Annotated in this window: 20 protein-coding genes; 11 read left to right on the forward strand and 9 right to left on the reverse strand. The window is 51.2% G+C overall.

Going from position 1 to position 22,595, the window contains the following annotated elements; genetic code table 11:
• The first annotated feature begins 127 nt into the window (after positions 1 to 127).
• A complete protein-coding gene (locus ACI955_RS02435; protein WP_415242140.1) occupies positions 128 to 628 on the forward strand; it encodes a winged helix-turn-helix transcriptional regulator in 501 nt (166 codons plus the stop codon).
• A gap of 27 nt (positions 629 to 655) precedes the next feature.
• Here the strand turns inward: ACI955_RS02435 and slmA are convergent, their stop codons facing one another.
• The 4 genes from slmA to coaBC all read right to left on the reverse strand — a co-directional run bounded on the left by slmA (position 656) and on the right by coaBC (position 6,008).
• Positions 656 to 1,240 (reverse strand): nucleoid occlusion factor SlmA, encoded by a 585-nt coding sequence (gene slmA / locus ACI955_RS02440; protein WP_415242141.1) that lies wholly within the window; start codon positions 1,238 to 1,240, stop codon positions 656 to 658.
• A 61-nt stretch (positions 1,241 to 1,301) separates the two neighbouring features.
• Positions 1,302 to 2,213, reverse strand: coding sequence for an acetylglutamate kinase (gene argB, locus ACI955_RS02445; protein ID WP_415242142.1), 912 nt, complete (start codon positions 2,211 to 2,213; stop codon positions 1,302 to 1,304).
• A 40-nt stretch (positions 2,214 to 2,253) separates the two neighbouring features.
• Positions 2,254 to 4,710 (reverse strand): phosphomannomutase/phosphoglucomutase, encoded by a 2,457-nt coding sequence (locus ACI955_RS02450; protein WP_415242143.1) that lies wholly within the window; start codon positions 4,708 to 4,710, stop codon positions 2,254 to 2,256.
• A 92-nt stretch (positions 4,711 to 4,802) separates the two neighbouring features.
• Entirely contained in the window at positions 4,803 to 6,008 is a 1,206-nt protein-coding gene (gene coaBC / locus ACI955_RS02455) for a bifunctional phosphopantothenoylcysteine decarboxylase/phosphopantothenate--cysteine ligase CoaBC (protein WP_415242144.1), read from the reverse strand.
• Positions 6,009 to 6,116: 108 nt separating this feature from the next.
• On the opposite strand from coaBC, the gene radC reads away from it, so the two are divergent.
• The 3 genes from radC to rpmG all read left to right on the forward strand — a co-directional run bounded on the left by radC (position 6,117) and on the right by rpmG (position 7,407).
• On the forward strand, positions 6,117 to 6,791 hold the full coding sequence (gene radC / locus ACI955_RS02460; RefSeq protein WP_415242145.1) for a RadC family protein: 675 nt from the start codon (positions 6,117 to 6,119) through the stop codon (positions 6,789 to 6,791).
• A 197-nt stretch (positions 6,792 to 6,988) separates the two neighbouring features.
• Complete coding sequence (rpmB, locus tag ACI955_RS02465) at positions 6,989 to 7,225, forward strand: 50S ribosomal protein L28 (RefSeq protein ID WP_415242146.1); 237 nt, start codon at positions 6,989 to 6,991, stop codon at positions 7,223 to 7,225.
• 11 nt (positions 7,226 to 7,236) lie between these two features.
• The gene (rpmG, locus tag ACI955_RS02470) at positions 7,237 to 7,407 is read left to right on the forward strand and encodes a 50S ribosomal protein L33 (protein WP_008252729.1); all 171 of its coding nucleotides are present in this window, start codon (positions 7,237 to 7,239) and stop codon (positions 7,405 to 7,407) included.
• 131 nt (positions 7,408 to 7,538) lie between these two features.
• Here rpmG and ACI955_RS02475 read toward each other — a convergent pair whose 3' ends face one another.
• Positions 7,539 to 8,147 (reverse strand): histidine phosphatase family protein, encoded by a 609-nt coding sequence (locus ACI955_RS02475; protein WP_415242147.1) that lies wholly within the window; start codon positions 8,145 to 8,147, stop codon positions 7,539 to 7,541.
• A 447-nt stretch (positions 8,148 to 8,594) separates the two neighbouring features.
• Between ACI955_RS02475 and ACI955_RS02480 the strand changes: the two genes are divergently transcribed.
• Complete coding sequence (locus ACI955_RS02480) at positions 8,595 to 9,578, forward strand: MDR family oxidoreductase (RefSeq protein WP_415242148.1); 984 nt, start codon at positions 8,595 to 8,597, stop codon at positions 9,576 to 9,578.
• 82 nt (positions 9,579 to 9,660) lie between these two features.
• On the opposite strand, the gene argE is transcribed toward ACI955_RS02480, so the two are convergent.
• The 3 genes from argE to ACI955_RS02495 all read right to left on the reverse strand — a co-directional run bounded on the left by argE (position 9,661) and on the right by ACI955_RS02495 (position 12,902).
• Positions 9,661 to 10,836, reverse strand: a complete 1,176-nt coding sequence (gene argE, locus ACI955_RS02485; RefSeq protein WP_415242149.1) for an acetylornithine deacetylase — start codon at positions 10,834 to 10,836, stop codon at positions 9,661 to 9,663.
• Positions 10,837 to 10,932: 96 nt separating this feature from the next.
• On the reverse strand, positions 10,933 to 12,198 hold the full coding sequence (locus ACI955_RS02490; RefSeq protein WP_415242150.1) for an inorganic phosphate transporter: 1,266 nt from the start codon (positions 12,196 to 12,198) through the stop codon (positions 10,933 to 10,935).
• A 26-nt stretch (positions 12,199 to 12,224) separates the two neighbouring features.
• On the reverse strand, positions 12,225 to 12,902 hold the full coding sequence (locus tag ACI955_RS02495; RefSeq protein ID WP_415242151.1) for a TIGR00153 family protein: 678 nt from the start codon (positions 12,900 to 12,902) through the stop codon (positions 12,225 to 12,227).
• A 161-nt stretch (positions 12,903 to 13,063) separates the two neighbouring features.
• Between ACI955_RS02495 and ACI955_RS02500 the strand changes: the two genes are divergently transcribed.
• The 3 genes from ACI955_RS02500 to ACI955_RS02510 are packed head-to-tail and all read left to right on the forward strand — an operon-like array spanning position 13,064 to position 18,757.
• Entirely contained in the window at positions 13,064 to 14,842 is a 1,779-nt protein-coding gene (locus ACI955_RS02500; protein WP_415242152.1) for a GspE/PulE family protein, read from the forward strand.
• A 30-nt stretch (positions 14,843 to 14,872) separates the two neighbouring features.
• The gene (gene glnE / locus ACI955_RS02505; RefSeq protein WP_415242153.1) at positions 14,873 to 17,797 is read left to right on the forward strand and encodes a bifunctional [glutamate--ammonia ligase]-adenylyl-L-tyrosine phosphorylase/[glutamate--ammonia-ligase] adenylyltransferase; all 2,925 of its coding nucleotides are present in this window, start codon (positions 14,873 to 14,875) and stop codon (positions 17,795 to 17,797) included.
• A gap of 33 nt (positions 17,798 to 17,830) precedes the next feature.
• Entirely contained in the window at positions 17,831 to 18,757 is a 927-nt protein-coding gene (locus ACI955_RS02510; protein WP_415242154.1) for a branched-chain amino acid transaminase, read from the forward strand.
• A gap of 42 nt (positions 18,758 to 18,799) precedes the next feature.
• Here ACI955_RS02510 and ACI955_RS02515 read toward each other — a convergent pair whose 3' ends face one another.
• Entirely contained in the window at positions 18,800 to 19,192 is a 393-nt protein-coding gene (locus ACI955_RS02515) for a hypothetical protein (RefSeq protein WP_415242155.1), read from the reverse strand.
• 281 nt (positions 19,193 to 19,473) lie between these two features.
• Here ACI955_RS02515 and ACI955_RS02520 point away from each other — a divergent pair, with 281 nt between their 5' ends.
• Genes ACI955_RS02520 through ACI955_RS02530 form a run of 3 tightly spaced genes read left to right on the forward strand, consistent with a single transcriptional unit; the run spans position 19,474 to position 22,581 of the window.
• Complete coding sequence (locus ACI955_RS02520; RefSeq protein ID WP_415242156.1) at positions 19,474 to 20,796, forward strand: glycosyltransferase family 4 protein; 1,323 nt, start codon at positions 19,474 to 19,476, stop codon at positions 20,794 to 20,796.
• The gene (locus ACI955_RS02525) at positions 20,783 to 21,499 is read left to right on the forward strand and encodes a class I SAM-dependent methyltransferase (protein ID WP_415242157.1); all 717 of its coding nucleotides are present in this window, start codon (positions 20,783 to 20,785) and stop codon (positions 21,497 to 21,499) included. Before ACI955_RS02520 ends, ACI955_RS02525 begins: the two co-directional genes overlap by 14 nt.
• Positions 21,496 to 22,581 carry a prenyltransferase gene (locus ACI955_RS02530; protein WP_415242158.1) on the forward strand — a complete coding sequence of 362 codons (1,086 nt, stop codon included), beginning with the start codon at positions 21,496 to 21,498 and terminating at the stop codon, positions 22,579 to 22,581. Before ACI955_RS02525 ends, ACI955_RS02530 begins: the two co-directional genes overlap by 4 nt.
• The last annotated feature ends 14 nt before the right edge of the window (positions 22,582 to 22,595 follow it).

A 22,595-nucleotide genomic window follows, 5' to 3' on the forward strand; every position in this document is an offset into this window, starting at 1 on the left:
ACTCCTAATTAGGCATGTGATTTATGCCCTGGTTAGTTCACAAAGTGGACTTTGGTGTAAAAGTTAGTCCAAAATGTGGACTTTGTATATACTGCGGACCGAAAAATACTATTACATGCGCTATTAAATGAAGGTAAGTAAAATGCAATGGGACGGGTTGAGTACGGAGCAATGTTCGGTCGCACGCTCATCCATTGTGTTGGGGGACCGCTGGACGTTAGTTATTCTGAGTGACTGCTTTCTGGGAGTGCGACGCTTTGACGACCTACAAGCGCGACTTCAGTTATCGCGTACTACCTTGACCCAGCGTCTGAAAAAGCTGGAAGCGCATGGCGTGCTTGAGCGTCGCGCCTACCAAAGCAAGCCCGTGCGTTATGAATATCGCCTAACGGAGAAGGGGCGGGATCTCTACCCTGTTATTTCGACGCTCCTAAACTGGGGCGATAAATACTATTCGGATGCGGCAGGCCCACCGATTCTCCGTCAGCACACCTCCTGTTGTCACGATATACAACCGATTTTGACCTGTCCCGATTGCGCTGAGCTGATTGATGCGCGCAGCGTTCGCGCGCGCAAGCGCCCAGCTAACTTAGATTACCCTGAGGTTAAGCGGGGGCCGTTTCGCTAGTGACGGATTTGCTTTGTGGAGGGGTATTTAGCGGAATATAATCTTGCTTAGTAGCTGCCATTGTTCATCCCAGTGTTCGGTGGGAAGGCGCTTAAAATCACTGCGAACAAATTGGCCGATGCGGCCTTCGGCGGCTGACAATAGCAGGTTTGCGGTGCTATTGGCGGTGATGACGGTACGCAAGCCTTCCCGCAATTCTGCTTCGCGTAAAATGGTTTTTAATTGAGTTTCTAGGCGGTCATAGAACTGGACGACGCGGTTGCGCAGCCGTTCATTCTCACCAGCGAGGGCGTCGCCATTAAAAATACGGGTGATGCCGGGGTTGCGTTCGGTGAATCCTAGTAATAGCTGCAGGATATTGCTAAGTTGCGCGATGCTCTGAGTTTCCTCCTTAATGATCAAGGTCACGCGGCTGAAGATCGCGTCTTCCACAAATTCGATAAGACCCTCAAACATTTTGGCCTTACTGGGAAAGTGCCGATATAAGGCCGCCTCCGACACGCCGACTTCGGCAGCCAGCTTTGCGGTGGTAATACGAGCGCCCGGCTGGCTTTCCAGCATGGTAGCGAGGGCGTTTAAAATTTCATCGCGTCGTGAGGGACGTTTGTTCATAGGGTATAGCTGACCTTAGCGGGCTCGGGGCCGGTGCTTAGTGATGCACTTAGTATTATGCTTAATCGAGTAATGCATTGGAGTTGGTGATGAGTGTACCTACGCCTGTGTTGGTGAAGATTTCTAACAGTACGGCATGAGGTACGCGGCCATCGATAATATGAGCGCTGGTCACGCCGGCGTTAACGGCAGACAGTGCGCAGCCTATTTTCGGTAGCATTCCGCCGTAAATCGTGCCATCGGCGATCAGGGCATCGACTTGCTCGGTAGTTAATCCTGTTAATACCTTGCCAGATTTATCCATCAGGCCTTCGATATTGGTCAATAGCATTAACTTTTCAGCTTTTAGCACTTCGGCCACTTTACCGGCTACTAAGTCGGCATTGATATTGTAAGACGCACCGTCCGAGCCGACCCCAATAGGGGCGATTACTGGGATAAAGTCACTGTTAATTAGCATGTCTAAGACTTCGGTATTAATCTCCTCGACTTCGCCCACGTGGCCAATATCGATGATTTCAGTTTTAGCCAAGTCTGGCGTGCGCTGGGTGACCTTGAGTTTTCTGGCGCGGATGAGCTGACCGTCTTTGCCGGTCAGGCCAATGGCTTTGCCGCCATTGCGGTTAAGCAGCGACACAATTTCTTTGTTCACTGAGCCGCCAAGTACCATTTCTACCACGTCCATAGTTGCGGTATCGGTGACGCGCATGCCATCCACAAAGTGCGACTCTATCGCTAGACGTTTTAGCAAGGCGCCAATCTGGGGGCCGCCACCGTGCACAACAATCGGATTCATGCCGACTAGCTTCATCAGAACGATATCGCGAGCGAACTGTTCTTTTAACTTGTCGTCTATCATGGCGTTGCCGCCAAACTTAACCACAATGGTCTTATTAGTGAAGCGTTGAATGTAGGGCAAAGCTTCGGTGAGGATGCGGGCAACATCACCGGCGGCGGCGCGACTCATAGACATGACGGGTTCCCGTAAAGTCGGTGGTTAAAAAGGACGCCTATTAAAGACTATCTACTAGTGTGGGATCAATCCTTAGCAGCAAATCCTTAAAGTCATTTTGTATGCGCGTGAGTGAGGCTTCACTATCTGCCTCAAATCGCATGGAGATGGCTGGGCCGGTATTCGACGCCCGAATCAAGCCCCAGCCTTGTCTGAACTCTATCCGCAGGCCATCAATATTAATGAGCGCGGCGTCGGTAAATTTTTGATTTTCTGCAAAAGTTTCGACAAGGGCGAATTTACGTTCATCGGCAACGGGGATCAAAATTTCGGGGCTGCTGACGAGTTTGCACTGGCTGTCGAGGGCGTCGTCCATAGTGGTGCCGGACAGAGTGAGTATTTCTAGGAGGCGGGCAGCGGTATACATGCCGTCATCGAAGCCATACCAGCGCTCTTTGTAGAATATATGCCCAGAAAATTCGCCGCCCAGTAAGGCGCCGGTATCAGCCATTTTTTGTTTCATGTAAGAGTGGCCACATTTCCACATAGTTGGGCGGCCGCCGGCGTCGACTATAAGCTCTGAGAGCAGGCGTGAGCATTTCACATCAAAAAGAATTTCGGCGCCGGGATTGCGCGCTACCATATCGCTGGCAAGCACCATGAGTAATTGGTCTGCTGGTGGGCAGCGGCCCTCTGCGGTGACAATGGCAAGCCGGTCGCCGTCGCCATCAAACGCGATGCCAATATCTGCTTGATGCTCTGCGACCGCCACTTTAAGTGCGCTTAAATTGCTCTCAATGGTGGGGTCTGGCGCATGATTGGGGAAGTTGCCGTCGAGCTCGCAGAATAAGGGGATAACCTCGCAACCCAGCTCTTCAAAGAGGGTTGGCGCAATTTTAGATGTCGCGCCATTTCCGGCATCAATCACAACTTTCAGGGTTTGGGCGATGACCACGTCACCGCTAACCCGGTCAATATAGCGCTGCTCAATGCTGTCAGTATCAAGGCTTCCCTGGCCGGTCTCAAACTCTTGTGTCTCGATGCGGTATTTAAGTGCCTGTATGTCTTTGGCGCTAAGGGTTGCAAATTCTAGGCTAATTTTCATGCCGTTGTAATGACTGGGATTATGGCTGCCAGTAATCATAATGGCGTTGCCAACGTTCAGGTTATGGCAGGCGAAGTGCAACATTGGGGTGGCGACAATGCCGATGTCGGTGACATCGATACCGGTACTGAGCAAGCCTTTGAGAAGGGCTTGGTGGATTCTGGGACTACTTAGACGACTATCTCGACCCAATAACAGCTTGGATTGGCCGCGATCGAGTGCTTCACTGCCAATGGCACGACCAATGGCAAAGCAGGTGCTGTCGTTTAGCTCGGTGTCTGCAATGCCGCGGATATCATAGGCACGGAAGCAGTTTGCGGCAATGCGGGTGGCATTGGTTTTTTTGTTGCCAGTCGCTCCTCTAGTACTTAATTCTGCTAGTGGCGGTGCCCTGCCTGGCGCTGGGAAATTGGCGCGTTTTGACAGGCTACTTTGCCGATTTGCAGCAAGTTTTTTGGCCAATGCTTGCTCCAGGCTGGGTGTTGCCTCGACTTGGGGTGCTGCTGTGTCCTCGGTGTTTGTTTTTGCGCGTTCGGAAGCAAGGGGGATTTGATAGCTGCGGACGAAGAAAATGGCGTGACTGCCTGCAATTAGGGCAACGCAGAGTACACAGATTAACCAAAGCAAGGTGCTGTCAGAGCTAAGGCTTTGCACAGTAATCTCCTGAGGATACACCTGCAAGGTCCACCCTGGCACCGATAACGCCCGACTTTGCATTGCATCAGGGTAGTTAATAATAGATGGCTTGATGACAACATCGCGGCGGGTTTTATAGGTTTGAATCAACTCAATACTAACGGTGTTTCCCGCCAGGCTATTCAGCATTTTTTCAAAGTACTGGGCATTAAACGTGACATAGACTGCGCCGTGTTTGCCGGCGGTTTTAACAAAGGAGATGAGCCACTGCCGATCGTGTTGGTAGGCTTCGATGACAAGGGTGTTATTTTCGATACTTTTACGCAGCATATCGATCTCGATATTGTTTCGCAGTTTTAAAGTCTCGCTGCGCTCATCGGCGATACCTTGCTTGCCAATGTAGATAATCTTGGTGTCTAGTGCTTCTGGAAATGCGCGGTTAAGGCTTTGGGCAAAAAGATTGTCAGCGCTGATATTGCCTTGGCTCAGGGCGTTAGTGAGTTCGGCGTTGGTGGTTTGCTCAGTGACGCGCTCACCGAGCTGGGAGATCACGTCGCGAACGATACCGCGCTGATGGTCGGCAATATTGGCGGTGACGGCGTCGATGCGCTGTTTTAAGGCTCTAGGTTCTTCAAAATGCTGGATCCAATAGAACGCGCCGAAAACTATGCCGATGCACGCTAAGGCGGAGATGACGATATCGCGTTGATTCGAGGAAAATCGCGGACCGCCTTTTACTTTATGGCTTGCGGAGTTAATGGGCGCTGTTTCTGTCATGGTGGTGGTAATCTGGTCCTTGACTGCGGTGGAGGATATTTAGGTGTTGCTGACCTCTATATCATTATAATGGTAGTGCTTACTTACGCTGTCTAGTTTTTCGCAGTAAAGAATTGCTTGGCGATCAAGGCCACTAACTGCACCGCCAGTTGGTTTTTACCCTTTTGAGTAATCACGAGCTGCCCTTCCTTCCAAATTGCGGTGACGGCGTTGTCGTTGGCGTTAAAGCCGATCGCGGTATTTGAAACGTCATTGGCGATAATTAAGTCGAGGTTCTTGTTTTCCAATTTGCCTTTGGCGTAACGTATAAGGTCCTGAGTCTCGGCGGCAAAACCGACGGTGACTGGCCTGGCGCGGTGATGGGCAACAGTACTTACAATATCTGGATTGCGAACTAGCTCAATGCGCATGGTATCGCCGTCTTTTTTTATTTTTTGTTCGGCAGCATAGTTGGGGCGGTAGTCGGCCACGGCGGCACAGCCGATAAAGAGCTGGCATTTACCGAGAGTCGCCTCGGTGGCAACGAGCATATTTTGGGCGCTAATGACGTCTACCCGTGTTACCCGCTCGGGGCAGGGCAAATTAGTGGGGCCGCTTATCAGCGTGACTATGGCGCCGGCGTCGGCGGCGGCTGTGGCCAAGGCATAACCCATTTTTCCCGAGCTATGGTTGCTAATGTAGCGCACTGGATCAATGGCTTCGCGGGTTGGTCCCGCGGTAATGGTCATGTGTATGCCATCCAGCAGACGGCTGTTAAAGATCTTGGCGGCACAGGCGGCCAGTTCTTCGGCCTCCAGCATGCGACCGGGACCAATATCACCACAGGCCTGTTCTCCAGCAGCGGGACCAAATAGGGCGATACCACGGGCGGTTAGGGTTGCGGTGTTGGCTTGTGTGGCGGGGGCGCGCCACATACCCTGATTCATAGCGGGTGCCAAGGCGATTGGGGCGGCGGTGGCGAGGCACAGCGTTGTGAGCAAATCGTCGCCACGGCCGCTGGCAAGTCGCGCCATAAAGTCGGCGCTGGCCGGGGCAATCAAAATAAGATCTGCCCATCGTGCCAATTCAATATGGCCCATGCCGGCCTCTGCCTCGGGGTCGAGCAGGGTGGTGTGAACCGGATTACCTGACAGGGCTTGCAGGGTCAACGGCGTAATAAACTCCATTGCCGCGGCGGTCATAACAACCCTGACATCGGCACCGTGATCTTTTAAGCGCCGTATCAGTTCGGCGCTTTTGTAAGCCGCAATGCCGCCGGTAACGCCGAGAAGAATGTGACGGTTGCTTAGTTGTTTCATATCGCCTTGTCGCTATAGCTCAGTATGGCGCTATTATGAAGCTTATCGACGCTGCCGACTACCGCGTAGTTTTGGTTGCAGTATTTCATGCTCATCAAGGAGGGTGTTATGGCGATTACCGATTGGCCTGCAGATGAGCGGCCACGAGAGAAGCTACTGCAGCGGGGTGCAGCCGCACTGGCAGATGCCGAGTTATTGGCAATTTTCCTGCGCACCGGCGTTTCGGGTAAGTCTGCGGTGGATCTTGCGCGCGATTTATTGCAGGAGCATGGCGGCTTGAGTGCCTTGCTTGCGGCCAGCCGCGAGCAGTTTTGTGCGTCTCATGGCTTGGGTGATGCCAAGTTTGTGCAATTACAGGCAGTAGTAGAAATGTCTCGCCGGTATTTGGCGGAGGCGCTTCAGCAGCGGCAGGTGTTTAGCAGCGCAGCTTCCACTCGACAATTTCTGTTAGCGCAGCTGCGACAAGAAGTACGCGAAGTATTTGCGGTGATGTATTTAGATAATCAGCACCAGCTGATCCGCTATGAGCCTCTTTTTTACGGCACTATCGACGGCGCAGCAGTTTATCCGCGTGAAATTGCGAGGCGAGCGTTAGAGCTGCATGCCGCGGCGTTGATCGTAGCGCACAACCATCCCTCAGGTATCGCTGAGCCTAGCGACGCCGATATTCGGATTACTCGGCGTATCCGTGATGCCTTGGCACTGCTGGATATACGCTTGCTGGATCACTGTGTAGTGGCGGGTCCCGAGGTGATTTCGCTGGCCGAGCGCGGGTTGATCTAAGGTAAAAGATCGCGATAAAACTTGCTTGCTGTTCGTCGTTCTGATATAAAGTCGCGCTCCATTTGGGCCGTGTCCGGGATGTTACATTTCCTCAGGACACCCGAGTATTGTGAGAAACACGCGGCGGCCCGGTTTGAACCTGATTTTATAAACCTTTTGCTCCGTCACTACGGATAAAGGTTGAAGAGGCGACTATCATGACTAGAGTATGTCAAGTTACTGGCAAACGTCCGGTAACAGGAAACAATGTTTCACACGCAAAAAACCGCACTCGTCGTCGTTTTTTGCCAAACCTGCACAGCCATCGTTTTTGGGTTGAAGCAGACAAGCGTTTTGTTACTTTGCGAGTTTCTAGCAAAGGCATGCGTATCATCGACAAAAAAGGTATTGAGACTGTGTTAGCAGAACTTACTGCCCGCGGCGAAAAATTCTAAGGAGACTGGTCATGGCTAAGAAAGGCGCGAGCGACAAAATCCGTTTGGTTTCTAGTGCGGGTACTGGTCACTTTTATACGACCACTAAGAACAAGCGTAATACCCCGGATAAATTTGAATTTTCAAAATACGATCCAGTGGTACGTAAGCACGTTATGTACAAAGAAGCTAAAATCAAGTAGTTCTGTTTTTCTGGGCAGTCTTGATTTATTGCTGACGTAAAAAACCGCGCACTGCGCGGTTTTTTACGTCTATTATTTTACTTATGCACACATCACTTTCTGGCGATGCGCAGCGGTATTATTAAGTCTGCTTACGGCTCAAGGTGGCGGGTTTCATTAAAGCGCAAAAGCTGTTTGGTGCTTAAACATAGTTCCGAAAAAGCGGTATTACTTTTATTGTATTTCGGCCACTGAGTTGTGTCGTTGTCTAAGTAATGTGCTATCGCAATGCTGATGGCAACGCCGTGCGAAACAATAACAATATTTTCATTTTGATGCTTTGTAGTGATATCGGTTATTGCCGCCACCATCCGCAGTTTTACAACATCTTGGGACTCGCCGTTGGGTGAGAAAAAGCCCGGGTTATTGACTAATTCGTCAAGGGTGTTGTTATCTGAGCTACTCAGAGATTTAAAGGTTTCGCCCTCCCAGTCCCCCAAATCTAACTCCATTAGCCGGGGGTCTTGAAAGACCGGCAGATCAAAGCGTATGCCAATGGCTTCTGCGGTGATACGGGCGCGTTGCAATGTGCTGCTATAAATGACCGTTGGTGTCAGGTAGTTACTAAAATAGGCGCCTAGCTTTCGTGCCTGCTCGATCCCTTCGGGGGTGAGTTCGGTGTCAGTTTGGCCGTGCCACACTTTGTCTATATTGGCGTAGGTTTGGCCGTGGCGAACAAAGTAAATTTTGCCTTGTGTCATCGTTTCCAACATAGCTTTTGTGAGGATTCTGTTACGCCAAATATATTGGCATAACCCTTTAAGAGGCGTCATATCGAAACAAATCATGTCACCGTGGATCGCTATAGTAATCGATTTTTAAGAGGTGTGGGAGTTCGTCGTCAAATCCTCAAGTACGAGGCGCACTGCAGCTGCAGAATGGCTTGAATCGACCACTGATATGGTCGATCCAGCAGCGATCATGGTGGCCAAGTAATGACTGAATGCGACGTTTGTCTAGCTTTCGCAGTAGCCGCGACAGTTGCATGGTGGTGTTGGTATGCTCATTCGTTAGCTTGAGGTTCTTTGCCGGGGCAGTCGTCGTTTGCCCATACCCAGCGAAAGCTATCGTTAAGTGGTTTGCCGCCTGTTTTCGAGGTAAGTCGGCAAGCCCTGTTTTTTGAATTAATAAGCGGGGAGTAGGTGATTATGTTTTCTGGAATTATCATTAATAAAGACGAAGCTGGTCAGTCAGTTTCAGTAGTCCAAATTGACGAGGCGCAATTACCTGAGGGCAATGTGACGATCGATGTGGAGTATTCCACGATGAATTATAAAGACGGGCTGGCAATTACCGGCAGCTCGCCGGTGGTGCGTAAATTTCCGATGGTCCCCGGTATTGATTTGGCCGGAGTGGTGTCGGAAAGCAGCCATGCCGCCTACAAAACGGGCGACAAGGTGGTATTGAATGGCTGGGGTGTGGGTGAAGGTCACTGGGGTGGCTTGGCTCAAAAAGCGCGATTGAATGGTGATTGGCTGGTGGCGTTGCCCTCAGAATTCACCACGCGCCAGGCAATGGCGATTGGTACTGCGGGATATACCGCGAGCCTGTGTGTAGAGGCATTAATACAGCAGGGTGTTAAGCCAGAGCAGGGTGAAGTGCTGGTCACTGCGGCAACCGGCGGCGTAGGTAGTGTTGCTATCGCCCTGTTGGTCAAGGCCGGCTTTAACGTGGTTGCGGCCACGGGGAAAGCTAGCGAAGCAGATTATCTAAAACAGCTTGGTGCCACCTCAGTTATTGATCGTAAGGAGCTGGGTGAGCGCGGCAAGCCCTTGCAGAAAGAGCGCTGGGCTGGGGTGGTTGATGCCGCGGGTAGCCAGACTTTGGTAAATGCCTGCGCACAAACCCGTTACGGCGGCGCCGTTGCCGCCTGCGGCCTGGCGCAGGGTTATGACTTTCCCGCTACCGTCATGCCCTTTATATTGCGCGGTGTTTCGCTGCTGGGAATCGATAGTGTGATGGCATCTAAGGCGTCACGAATGCTTGCTTGGGGGCGTCTGGCGCGGGATTTGGACGTCAACTTGCTTGAGTTGATTGTGAAAGACATCAATCTATCTGACGCCCTTGGCGTGGCAACGCAAATGATGGAAGGCACCTTATGTGGTCGTGTGGTTGTAGACGTTAATAAATAAGATTATGCCGTCGGCGCGCAATATAATAACGAGGCATGCGTTAGTGCTTCATTCTTGCTTGGGGTTTCCTGTGGGTGGGGGCTTAGGGATTTACAATTTGGGCGCCACAAAATCGCCCAATCATTTGCTGTAAAACGTCAATCGTCGGTTGTATTTGATCCAGCGCCATATACTCGTCGGGTTGGTGAGCTTGGTCTATAGAGCCTGGGCCCATTACGATGGTTTGCATGCCCAATTTCTGGAAAAATGGCGCTTCAGTCGCGAAGCCGACGGTGCCTGCCGTATGCCCGGTGAGCTGTTCGACAAGGGTGACGAGCTCTGAATCGGCGGGTTCTTCATAGGCCGCTAAGTCGGGCATTAATGCGCGCAAACCAATATTGATGGCGCGACGCTCTGCCACAGGAGTGAGTATTTTTTGTATTAAGGTGTCGAGCTCGTCGTTGTTCATCCCTGGGGTGGTGCGAATATCAAAATGCAGTTCGCATTGGCCACAAATACGGTTTGGGTTGTCGCCACCGTGAATACAGCCGAAGTTCATCGTCGGTGTGGGCACGCTAAAGCCGGGATGCTGATATTTTTGTGCCAGTTCCTGCCGCAGGTCCATGAGCCCGCTCATGACTTCGTGCATGGCGTCCATGGCGTTGTTACCCAATAAGGGGTTTGATGAGTGGCCTGAGCGCCCAGTAATAGTAATTCCCTTCATCGCGATGCCCTTGTGGGCGCGCATGGGCTTAAGTCCGGTGGGTTCGCCGACCACGGCATAACGCGCGCCCGAAACGTCGGCTTGAACCAGTGAGCGTGCGCCATCCATACTGCTTTCTTCATCCGCGGTCGCCAAAATAATTAAGGGCGCGCGCAGTGGCTTGCCTAAGAAGGGTTTTAAGGCCTCGATAGCAATGGCGAAGAAGCCCTTCATATCAGTGCTACCCAGGCCGTAAAGTTTGTTGTCGCGCTCGGTGAGCGTAAAGGGATCACTGTGCCAGAGCGACTCGTTAAACGGCACGGTATCAGTATGCCCGGCCAAGACTAGGCCGCCGCTTCCGGTGCCGAGGGTGGCAATTAAATTGGCTTTTTTATTGTTGCCGGCAATGGCTTGGATACGGACTTGAAAGCCCAGTGGTTCAAGCCATTCGGCGAGCTGTTCAATGACGTGGATATTACCCATGTCACAGCTCGGCATTGTGGAGCTGACAGAGGGAAGTTTAACAAGGCCTGTCATCATCGACAGAACACTGGGAGTGCTATTTGAGTTTGCCACGATGAGTCCGCGCTAAGTCGCTGGTAACGGGCCATTGTAGCGAGTCACGCAAACAAAACCACTAGATTTGTTTGCGTGAGGGTGGAGGTCTAGTGATTAGCTGAAAATTGCTTTCAGGATGAAGAAGAACACAATCGATAGTATGGCGCCGGCAGGCAGAGTGATGATCCACGACATGAAGATGTTGCGGATAACGCTTAGATTGAGGGCTGCGATACCGCGAGCTAAACCAACACCAAGTACCGCACCAACCAATGTATGGGTCGTCGAAATGGGTAAGCCGCTACCGGACGCAAGCACCACGGTTGAGGCCGCGCCGAGTTCAGCGGCAAAACCACGGCTAGGGGTTAGCTCGGTAATTTTGGTGCCGATGGTGGCGATAACCTTAAAGCCGTAAGTCGCTAGGCCGAAAACAATACCGCCGGCGCCAATCAGCAATACCCAGCTTGGTAGACCGGAGCTAGCACCAATTTCACCACCAGATTGAATAACGCTGACAATCGCAGCTACCGGACCGATCGCATTGGCGACATCGTTAGAGCCGTGGGCGAAGGCCATCGCGCAGGCAGTAAAGACCATCAGCACCGCAAACATTTTTTCTACACTGGCAAAGCGCGACCGCCCATCACCTGCCGTCACATCTTTGATTCGGCGTAGAAAGAGTTGACCGATACCTGATACTAATACACCGAAGACCACAGAGAGCATTATGCATTCTTTGAAGTTCAGGCCTAAACCGATGTGTTTGAGTCCCTTGGTCATGGTGACCATGGCGATGATAAAGCCGACTAAAAACAGATAATACGGGATGTATTTTTTCGCGGCGGCAAAGGGGTCGGGGGCATTGAGAATAAATCGCTGGGCGCTGAGGAATAAACCAAAGGACAGGGTGCCGGCGAGCACCGGGGAGACCACCCAGCTTGCAACAATCTGTCCGACCTTGCCCCAGGCGACAGCGTCGGTGTCTATCCCTACAGCAGCAAAGCCGACTAAGGCGCCGACAATAGAGTGGGTGGTAGATACCGGCCAGCCATTCATGCTCGCCACAAATAACCAGATTCCGGCGGCGAGTAGGGAGGCCAGCATACCAAAGACCAGCAAATCGGGGCTATCAGCGATATATTCTGGATTAATAATGCCCTTGCGAATGGTTTCGGTGACCTCACCGCCAGCCAAGTAGGCACCGCAGAACTCAAATACAATTGCGATCAAAATCGCCTGTTTGATGGTGAGCGCCTTGGCGCCCACTGAGGTTCCCATTGCGTTGGCCACATCGTTGGCGCCAACACCCCACGCCATGAAGAAACCAAACAAACAAGCTAAAATTAGCAATAGTTGCCCATGTTCAGCAATAATTGACATAGTAATTCCTTAGTTATAGGCAGAATCTAGCGGGCAATGACGATTTGTAGTCGCGAGCCAACTTTTTGTGATCTATCAGACAGCTCACCGATCAAGTTAATAATTTGATACAGAAACATGACTTCAACAGGCGGAAGATCTTTTTCAATAGTGTACAAGGCCGCGCGTATGTCGATCTGAAGCCCGTCAGCGGAATGCTCCAGGCTATCTAGTTCTTCAATCATAGACTCGACTAGAGTGACTTCGCGGCCGCGAAACCCGGTCTCCAGCAGTTCATCGAGTTCTTCAATGGCTTTCATAGCCTGAGCCGAGGTAGCAATAGCCAAATCGACGTATTGGCTCATGGGTTTGGTGAGCGACGCTGGAAATTTTATTCTCCGACCCAGCATCAGTCCGGCGATGTCCTTGCTGCAGTTGGCAATACCATCTTGCATTCTTACTAAGTCGAGCAAGTCTGGGCGCGGGACGGGGAGAAAAAGATTGCTAGGCAATTGCAAGCGGACTTGCTTTTTGAGCTTGTCGGCTTCATTTTCAAGCTGAACAATGACGCGATGCGCGGCTTGTGCCTTGGTCCAATCATCCTCTTGGGCGGCATCAATGAACGGTTTGAGCGCGGCGGCGCAGGCATGAGCCTGCTGCATATGTTCTTGAATCGGCGCAAATGGAGATTTCCCAAACAAACTACCAAGCGAATTTACGGGCACGGTGCGACTCCTTACTGCGTTCTTTTTAAGTGGTCGGGATTATACTGGCCTCTGTTGAGGCTCACCAGAAATTAATTGCGATCTATAAAAGCACAGAGTTATTAAGGTATTGTGACTTGCCACTAATGGTGTCGAAGATCATCACGGGGTTTATGTTTAGTATGCACAGCAATCTCAGTAAAACTGGCCCACTTGACGCGGCCCCAATCATTCGCCAGCTGGTGGACGACGGGCTCTTGGACGCTGCCGTCGCTAAGCGGGTACGCCCGAATCCACCGCGTATTGGCGCCCGAATCCAACATGTACTGAATTATCTTGCTGCAGAGCAATTGCCGGATGCCAGCCGCTCCGGACGTGTGCTTGGCATGGATCGACTATTGGAATGGTTGGCGGGGTATTGTGGCCAGCTACCGCAGCGTATCGACCCCTTGAAAATAGACGTACCGGCAGTCACTGAGGTGATGTCGTATGCGTTTGCACAGCGTCATCGGATATTGGCCTTGGCAGTTTCTCCACAGGAAGTGGTCATTGCTGGCAGCGAGCCCTTTGTTAGCGGCTGGGAAAAAGATTTACAGCAAGTGTTGCATCGACCCATTCGGCGGGTACTTGCCGATCCCGACTCAATAGACCGTTTTACCGTTGAATTCTATAGCTTGGCAAAGTCGGTACGCGGTGCAAGTGGTGACAGTCGTCGCGGCGGTCATGCAAATACCAATCTTGAACAATTACTCGAAATCAGCAATTTAAAAGATCTAGACGCCAACGACGGTCACGTTGTTAATATCGTCGACTGGTTGCTGCAGTATGCCTACGACCAGCGCGCCAGTGACATTCATATAGAGCCACGCCGTGAGCACGGCAATGTTCGCTTTCGTATCGATGGCGTTTTATACAACGTCTATGAACTGCCCGCGTCGGTATTGACGGCAGTGGTGAGCCGCTTAAAAATACTCGGTCGTATGGATGTGGCGGAGAAGCGTCGGCCCCAAGATGGACGCTTAAAAACCAAAAATGCCGGCGGTGACGAGATCGAATTAAGGCTGTCGACGCTGCCTACCGCATTCGGCGAAAAAATGGTGATGCGGATATTCGACCCTGAAGTGCTGTTGCGTAGCTTTGAAGAGCTGGGCTTGCGCGGTGAAGACCGTCAGCGCTGGGACAGTATGATCCGCTCTCTCCACGGGATTGTATTAGTGACGGGCCCGACGGGCTCGGGCAAGACCACCACCCTGTATTCTAGCCTCAAACAGATCGCCACCAGCCAGGTGAATGTTTGTACCATTGAAGACCCGATTGAAATGGTGGAAGACGCCTTTAATCAAATGCAGGTGCAGCACAATATTAATCTGGATTTTGCCGGTGGCGTGCGCGCCTTACTCAGGCAAGATCCAGATATTATCATGATCGGTGAGATCCGTGATTTAGAAACCGCTGAGATGGCAATTCAAGCGGCCTTGACGGGACATCTGGTGATTTCAACGCTACATACCAACGATGCCCCCTCGGCAGTAACGCGCTTACTGGAACTTGGAGTGCCCGCGTATTTGATTCGCGCCACGGTGCTGGGTGTCATGGCGCAACGTTTGGTAAGAAGTTTATGCCCGCATTGCAAAGAGGCTGTGGCACTGGATGAAGCCGCGTGGACGACCTTAACCGCGCCGTGGAAAGTCAGCCCACCGGCACAAATTTATCATGCACCGGGTTGTTTGGAATGTCGCAATACGGGTTTTTATGGCCGTCAGGGTATTTACGAAATATTGCCGGTTGAGGGCCAGATTCAAGCTGCCATAGCCGATGATGTGGAATTAGATAAGTTGCGCCGGATGGCCATGAAAAACGGCATGCGTACCCTTAGGCTGAATGGCGCGCAAAAAGTCGCCCGCGGTGAAACCACCATCGCCGAAGTGCTGCGAGTAGCGCCGCCAGTGCAAACTGGCTGAGCTTAATAATAAGTAGTAAAGGATCAAACAATGTCACTGCCCAGCCAATATCGTAGTCTTAATATTTTGGCTCAAGAGCTACCGGTCGCCTTAGCGGCTGATGTCGAAATACACTGGCAAAGTCTGCTTGAGCGTTGCGATCAAGGGCCGCGTGATTGGTATCGCGCATTTGTCGAGTCTGAACACCGCCAGGAATTGCTAGTCGCATTTTCCTGTAGTCCGGCTTTGGTAGAGTTATGCCTGCGCAGGCCAGCCTGGCTTGCTGATTTTGTGTTGAATAAGCAGCTTCACTCACATCTCGCTGACGATGCCTGGCTTACAGAGCTGCGCGAGTTATGTACTGAATGTGAAAGTGCAGAGGGCTTGGCCACAACTTTGCGAGATTTCCGTAATCGCCATTGGCTCCGTATTGTCTGGCGTGATCTTAATCGTCTGGCCGAGATGGAAGAGACAGTTCGGGATTTATCTGCGCTTGCCGACGCCTGCGTCGAGGTGGCATTGACGTTTTTGCATCAGCAGTTAGTAGTCGAACGAGGAGAGCCACGCTCGGCAGAGGGCATTCCACAGCAGTTAGTCGTGATTGCCATGGGCAAGCTGGGGGCCGGGGAGTTAAACCTGTCTTCTGACATTGATCTTATTTTTACTTATCCTGAGCCGGGTAGCACCGTGGGTGGCCCGCGCAGCGATGACAATCAAGCATTCTTCATCCGGCTTGGGCAGCGTTTAATTCACGCCTTAGATGCTCGCACCGCCGATGGCTTTGTATTTCGGGTGGATATGCGTCTGCGCCCCTATGGGCAGAGTGGGCCGCTAGTCATCAGCTTTGATGCCCTAATAGAGTATTACCAAGATCAAGGGCGTGACTGGGAGCGTTACGCACTGATTAAGGCGCGGTGTATTGCCGGCGATACGAAAGGAGGCGACCGCCTGCTTCAGCTCTTGCGTCCGTTTGTCTATCGTCGCTATTTGGATTTTTCCGCCGTCGATTCGCTGCGCGATATGAAGCTGATGATTCAGCGTGAGGTCGTGCGGCGTCAGCTTCAAGACAATATAAAGTTGGGCTCTGGCGGCATTCGTGAAATTGAATTTATCGCCCAGTGTTTTCAATTAATACGCGGTGGTCAAGAGCTGAATTTGCAGGCATTGCAGTTGCAAGTGATCCTTGCTGAGCTTGAAAGCATGGCCTACCTCCCTGAGTCCGTGGTTGACGAGTTGCAGGCGGCTTATAAATTTCTAAGAAATACCGAGCATGCAATTCAAGCTTGGCGCGATGAGCAGACCCAACAATTGCCGGATACCGATAACGCGCTGCTTGCCTTGAGTTTCGCTATGGGTTTTGGTGATGATGTCGCCGCCTTTCATGATGTTTTGGCGCGGCACCGCCAGCGCGTCGCTGCACATTTCGGCCATATTATTGCGCCGCCAGAGGTCGAACCCGATGACCGGCAGCACCTGAGTAAGAATCGTTGGCGAGCTATGTTAGACGATCTCGACCGCGACCTAGTGCGGCAAACGCTGGAGGAAGCTGGCTTTGATGACGCCGACGAGGCTGCTCGCTTATTAGTTGCGCTACTCAATGGCGCCAGCGTATTGCGTATGCAGGGTAGGAGCCGAGATCGTTTGTACGAGTTTCTGCCGCTTATATTGGAAGACTTGTGTGATGCTGACTCGCCGGCAGAGACATTGCTGCGCTTGATTCCGCTTATCGAGGCGGTACTTCGCCGTACTGCTTATTTAGTGTTGTTAATGGAGAACCCTGCCGCGCGCAAGCGTTTGGTGGTGCTGTGTGAAGCGAGCCCTTGGATTGCTCGGCAGCTTGCTGCTCAGCCAGTGCTGCTGGATGAGTTGCTAGACGCAAATAGCTTGTTTTCGGTGCCCGAAAAAGCGGGTCTGAGCAGCGAGCTTAGACAGCGCTTATTGCGTATTGATAGCGATGATTTGGAAGCGCAAATGGAAGCCCTCCGCCATTTCCGTTTGACCCATGTGCTGCGTGTTGCGTCGTCGGAGGTGACGGGTAGTTTACCGTTGATGAAAGTGAGTGATTACCTGACTTATATTGCTGAGGTGGTTTTAGATGCGGTGTTAGATGTTGCCTGGCAGAACTTACTTGATAAAAACGGTAGCCCCGTGCCGGCAGGTGATGATCAGCGTCACTTTGTGATTTTGGCTTATGGCAAGCTGGGAGGGCTTGAACTCGGGTATAGCTCAGATCTAGATTTGGTGTTTATGCACGACCTGCCGTCTAGCGTCATAAGCGATGGTAAGCGACCACTGGACGCGGCCACATTTTTTACCCGCCTCGGCCAGCGCATTATTCATATTTTAACAGCGGCGACTCGTTTAGGTCCCTTGTATGAAGTCGATATGCGCTTGCGGCCATCGGGTAATTCGGGCTTGTTAGTATCGTCGTTTGCGGCGTTTAAAGACTATCAAAATAGCCAGGCGTGGACTTGGGAGCATCAGGCCTTGGTGCGGGTGCGCGCGGTGGCTGGTGATGCATTATTAGCACAAAAATTCGAAGCATTGCGAGGGGAGATCCTCAGTAAACCGCGTGATATCGCGATCCTTAGAGATGAAGTTGTAAGTATGCGTCAGAAAATGCGTGATCATCTTATGTCCGCTAGCGATAAAAATGCAGAATTTGATATTAAACAGGGGTCTGGAGGTATCGTTGATATTGAATTTATGGTGCAATATGGCGTTTTAGCATGGTCACAACAGCACCCACCGCTTACTCATTACACTGATAACATTCGCATACTGGAATCTTTGGCTAAACAAGGCCTGATTTCTACGGCGGATACCCAGACACTGATTGACGCTTACAAGGCGTTCCGCAGTCAGGCACATCGCCTAAGCTTACAAGAGCAAAAAGGATTGATAGCCGAAACGGTATTGAGTGCCGAGCGGGAAATTGTCAGCGGTTTCTGGCAGCAACTGATGTTGTCTCCATAATAGTATTTACCTTTTTTTGAGGAGTAACACACGATGTCTATGGCAGATCGTGACGGCTTGATTTGGTTTGACGGTGAAATGGTTCCTTGGCGCGATGCCAAAGTTCATGTTTTGACTCATACACTGCACTACGGACTGGGTGTTTTTGAAGGCGTGCGTGCCTATAAGACCAAAGACCGTGGCACCTGTATTTTCCGTATGCAGGAACATACCGACCGCTTATTCAACTCTGCGCATATTATGCGTATGGACATGAGTGTGACCAAAGAACAGGTCAATGAAGCGCAGCGCATGGTGGTTCGTGAAAATGGTTTAGAGGAAGCTTACCTGCGGCCAATGTGTTTTTACGGTGCGGAGGGAATGGGGCTGCGCGCCGAAAATCTCAAAATGCATGTCATTGTTGCCGCATGGGATTGGCCTAACTATATGAGTCCGGAGGCTCGCGACAACGGCATTAAAGTGCGGTGTTCGTCATATACTCGCCACCACGTCAATATCTCTATGTGTAAAGCGAAGGCCAACGGTCACTACATCAACTCGATACTGGCCTTACGCGAAGCAATAGACAGTGGTTGCGAAGAAGCTCTGTTGCTCGATAATGAAGGTTATGTGGCAGAAGGCAGTGGCGAGAATATCTTTATGATTCGCAATGGCAAACTCTACACTCCTGAGTTAACGAGCTGTTTAGATGGTATTACTCGTAATACTATTTTTGCCTTTGCTAATGAACTGGGTTTGGCGGTGGAGGAGAAGCGCATCACCCGCGATGAAATGTATATCGCAGATGAGGCATTCTTTACTGGTACCGCGGCAGAAGTACTGCCGATCCGTGAATTAGATGGCCGAAAAATTGGGTCGGGTTCACGTGGGCCGCTGACTACCTTGCTACAAAGCATGTATTTTGATCAAATTAAGGGACGTCGCGAAGAGTTCCCTGAGTGGCTAACACCGACTAGTTAAGTGTTCTATTAAGGCGCCGTGGCAGTAATACTGCGGCGCTTATTACTTAGCTTGTTCTTGCTGATATCTGCATTCCCCACGGATTACTACATCATTTAACACCGCGTATTGTTCAATCAAGGTGTAGCCAGCGGGGCAGTATTCTGCGAGTCGTGGGTCTTGCTCAAGGTTGTGTACGGTCCTTCTTAGTTGTGATTCGCTGTCCTCGCGCGGTTTGCTGGTGCCGTCTGCTCGGCTATTGGCGGACGTAATAGGGCGGGCTTTTTCTCGAAATAGAGGTTGGCTGTAACTAAACAGGCGAATATCGCCCGCTTTTACAGTGGTTTCAAATACCCCTTTCGGCATTGTTTTTGCCGACCCAATGGCGCAACCGCTAAGTACCACTGCGGTGATACTCAGGCAAAATAAAGCTCTAAAAACAGCGTATATACGCATGAGTGTCTTATTCTCTATGGGCGAATTTGGGTCATTAGGGAGTTTAACATGACAAAGTCTTAATGCCAGATTAGGGCCTCGCTAAAAATTGCAGGTGGATTTCTCCTCACCTCGTGGTTAGAATCCTGTTACTACATGATCGGCATTCATCCTATTTCGGCTTCGCGGCATTTAAATAACGCGCGGTTTGACCTCGGCAGCCTCAACAGGTTTCCAGGCTGAGGAGAATTCCACGGTACTTGTCCGAATAACAGTAATCCGAATAACAGCGACTCCGTTTTATGCCGTCAGATCCAGCCAATATCGTCAGCCCGTCACCTATGGAGCTGGTTAAAGCCAGCGTTACCCCTCTCAGCGACGTTAGATCCCGGCGCGCCTTGAGTGTGTGCCTGTTGGGCTACCGCAGCGCGCCCTACGGGGGTGGCCAAGGAATTTATCTTAAGTATCTAAGCAAGGCCTTAGTTGAAGCCGGTCATCAAGTCGATGTGATTTCGGGGCAACCCTATCCGCATCTTGATCCGCGGGTTAACTTGATTAGAATGCCGGGAATGAATTTATTTGAAACCGGCTTGGGTTCAATTCGACCCCACCATCTGCGCTCGCTCACCAACATATATGAATGGACTGGCAAGCTAACCGGTGCATTTTCAGAGCCCTATTGCTTTGGCCGACGCGTGCTTAAATACCTAAAGCAACACGGCCGTCATTACGACATTATCCATGACAACCAGTGCCTGAGTTACGGCATGTTAGATCTGCAAAAGCAGGGCTTTCCGCTTATTACAACGATTCACCATCCAATAACCAGCGATTTGAGTATTGCGCTGAGTGCTGCCAAGAGTTGGACGGAGCGCTTGATGATTCGCCGCTGGCACAGCTTTTTGATTATGCAGCGCAGAGTCGCCCGTGAGCTACATCATGTGGTGACGGTGTCGGAGCGATCTCGAACTGATATTGCCGCCGCCTTCAATATTCAGCCGGCGGGTATTAGCTTGGTGCATTGCGGTATTGATACCGAAGAGTTTCGACCTTTGGAGCATATCGTAAAAAACCCTAATCGCATTATGGCTACGGTATCGTCGGATCAACCCCTGAAGGGGATGCGCTATTTACTTGAAGCGGTGGCGGCGGTAATACCGCGCTACCCTGATCTCGAATTATTATTAGTCGGTACACCTAAAGAAGATGGTGAAAGCGGTCGCCTAATCCGCGAATTAGGCCTGAGTAAACACATCCGTGCGGTGAGTGGTATCAGCACTGAAGATTTAGTTAAATACTATAACGAAGCCTCGGTGGTAGTGGTGCCTTCTATTTATGAAGGTTTTGGTTTGCCCGCTGGAGAAGCCATGGCGTGCGGTACGGCATTAATATCTACCGATGGTGGCGCCTTACCCGAAGTGGTTGGCGATGCGGCGATTCAGGTGCCCATTCGCGATAGCAAGGCCATTGCCGAGGTATTAGATACCTTATTAGCATCGCCAGCATGGCGTGATGAATTGGCCGCGGCCGGTCGCGCAAGAATTGAAGAGCTATTCTGTTGGAAACGCGCAGCGCAGCAAATGACGAACTACTACTGGCAGGTGATACAACGTGAAAACGGTTGATTTTCGTCATTTCGATTTAAATCGTGGCGATAAAGTTTTAGATCTGGGCTGTGGCGAAGGCCGTCATGTTATATCGGCTTATGTTGAGGCGGACGTAATCGCTATTGGTGTTGACCTGTGTTTGGATGATTTGCAAACGGCGCAGAGTCGTTTCGCAGATTTTGAAGGCGACGGCCAAACAGAAAAAGCCTTTGGTCTGGCCAACGGCGATGCCATGCAGCTGCCGTTTGCAGACAATACCTTCGATAAAATTATTTGCTCAGAAGTCTTAGAGCATATCCCCGACTACCACGCGGTATTGAAAGAAATTGAGCGGGTGCTAAAACCCGGCGGTTTGTTTTGCGCCAGCGTACCCAGAGCGTGGCCAGAAAAAATATGCTGGGCACTGAGCGAGGCCTATCACAAGGTCGAGGGCGGCCATCTGCGTATTTTTAAGGCCAGTGAATTACGTAAACAAATACAGGATTTGGGTTTTCGTTTTTATCGGCGTCATTGGGCACACGCTTTGCATTCACCTTATTGGTGGTTGAAGTGCGCGTTTTGGAAAAATCAGGACTCTAATGTTGCCATTAAGCAATACCATCGGTTTTTGGTGTGGGACTTAATGGATAGACCTTTATTTACCAGAACCTTAGAAGCCAGTTTGAATCCAGTATTGGGTAAATCAGTTGTGATGTATTTTGAAAAGGCGAAGGTGGCATGAGCGGACTGTTTTTAAGCAAAGGCCTCTTCCCGCAAGAATTTTTTAAACCGACTGTGGAGTTTTTGCTGCGCGCTCAGCAAGCCGATGGCAGCATCCCCTGGTTTGATGGTGGCCACTGTGATCCTTGGGATCATGTTGAATCTGCCATGGGTCTAAGTATTGGCGGCGAATACGCTGCGGCAGAAAATGCCTACCGCTGGCTGAAAGACGCCCAATTGGAAGATGGCAGTTGGTGGGCGGCCTACCGCGATGGGGAAGTCGATAATCGTGAACGACGTGAAACTAACTTTGTCGCCTATATTGCTACCGGCGTTTGGCATCACTATCTAATCAGTGAAAATCGGCCATTTTTGCGCGAAATGTGGCCCTGTGTTCGGCGCGCGATTGGCTTTGTGCTGGCTCAGCAGTCTCGCCACGGCGAAATAAACTGGGCGGTTGATGCTCATGGCCAGCCAATGGTTGACGCATTAATTACCGGATGTTCGTCAATATACAAAAGCCTCGAGTGTGCTGTAAATATCTCGGTTGTGATTGGCGATCCGCGCTCTGCTTGGCGTGAGGCAAGGGTCGCCCTAGGTGAGGCTTTGCGTAATAAACCTGAGCGCTTTGATCGGACTTGGGAGAGCAAGGCGCGCTATTCCATGGACTGGTTTTATCCGGTCTTGACCGGCGCGGTGCCGACCACCAAAGCCAGTGCGCATTTGCAAAAGCGCTGGGATGAGTTTGTTGAACAAGGCCTCGGGTGTCGCTGCGTGTCAGATGAACCCTGGGTAACCGTAGCCGAATCCTGTGAGCTGACAATGGCACTATTGGCGGCAGGCGATCATGCCCGTGCGGTCATGGTGTATAGCTGGTTGCACCAGTGGCGCGACAGCAATGGCGAATATTGGACGGGCTATCAGTTTGTTGAAGACTTACTGTGGCCAGATGAGCGTCCAACATGGACGGCAGCGGCCATTTTATTAGCGGCAGATGCACTCACTGAGCACACCGCCGCCCATCACTTATTCAATCAGGTCCGTCTACTAGAGGTCAAATCGGCGTACAGTCTGCCAGAAAAGGAACTTGCTCGTTCTTCCTAGTACACCTTGACCAG

Origin of the sequence: Zhongshania sp., assembly GCF_047636175.1 — a bacterium.
In the GTDB taxonomy this organism is placed as follows: domain Bacteria; phylum Pseudomonadota; class Gammaproteobacteria; order Pseudomonadales; family Spongiibacteraceae; genus Spongiibacter.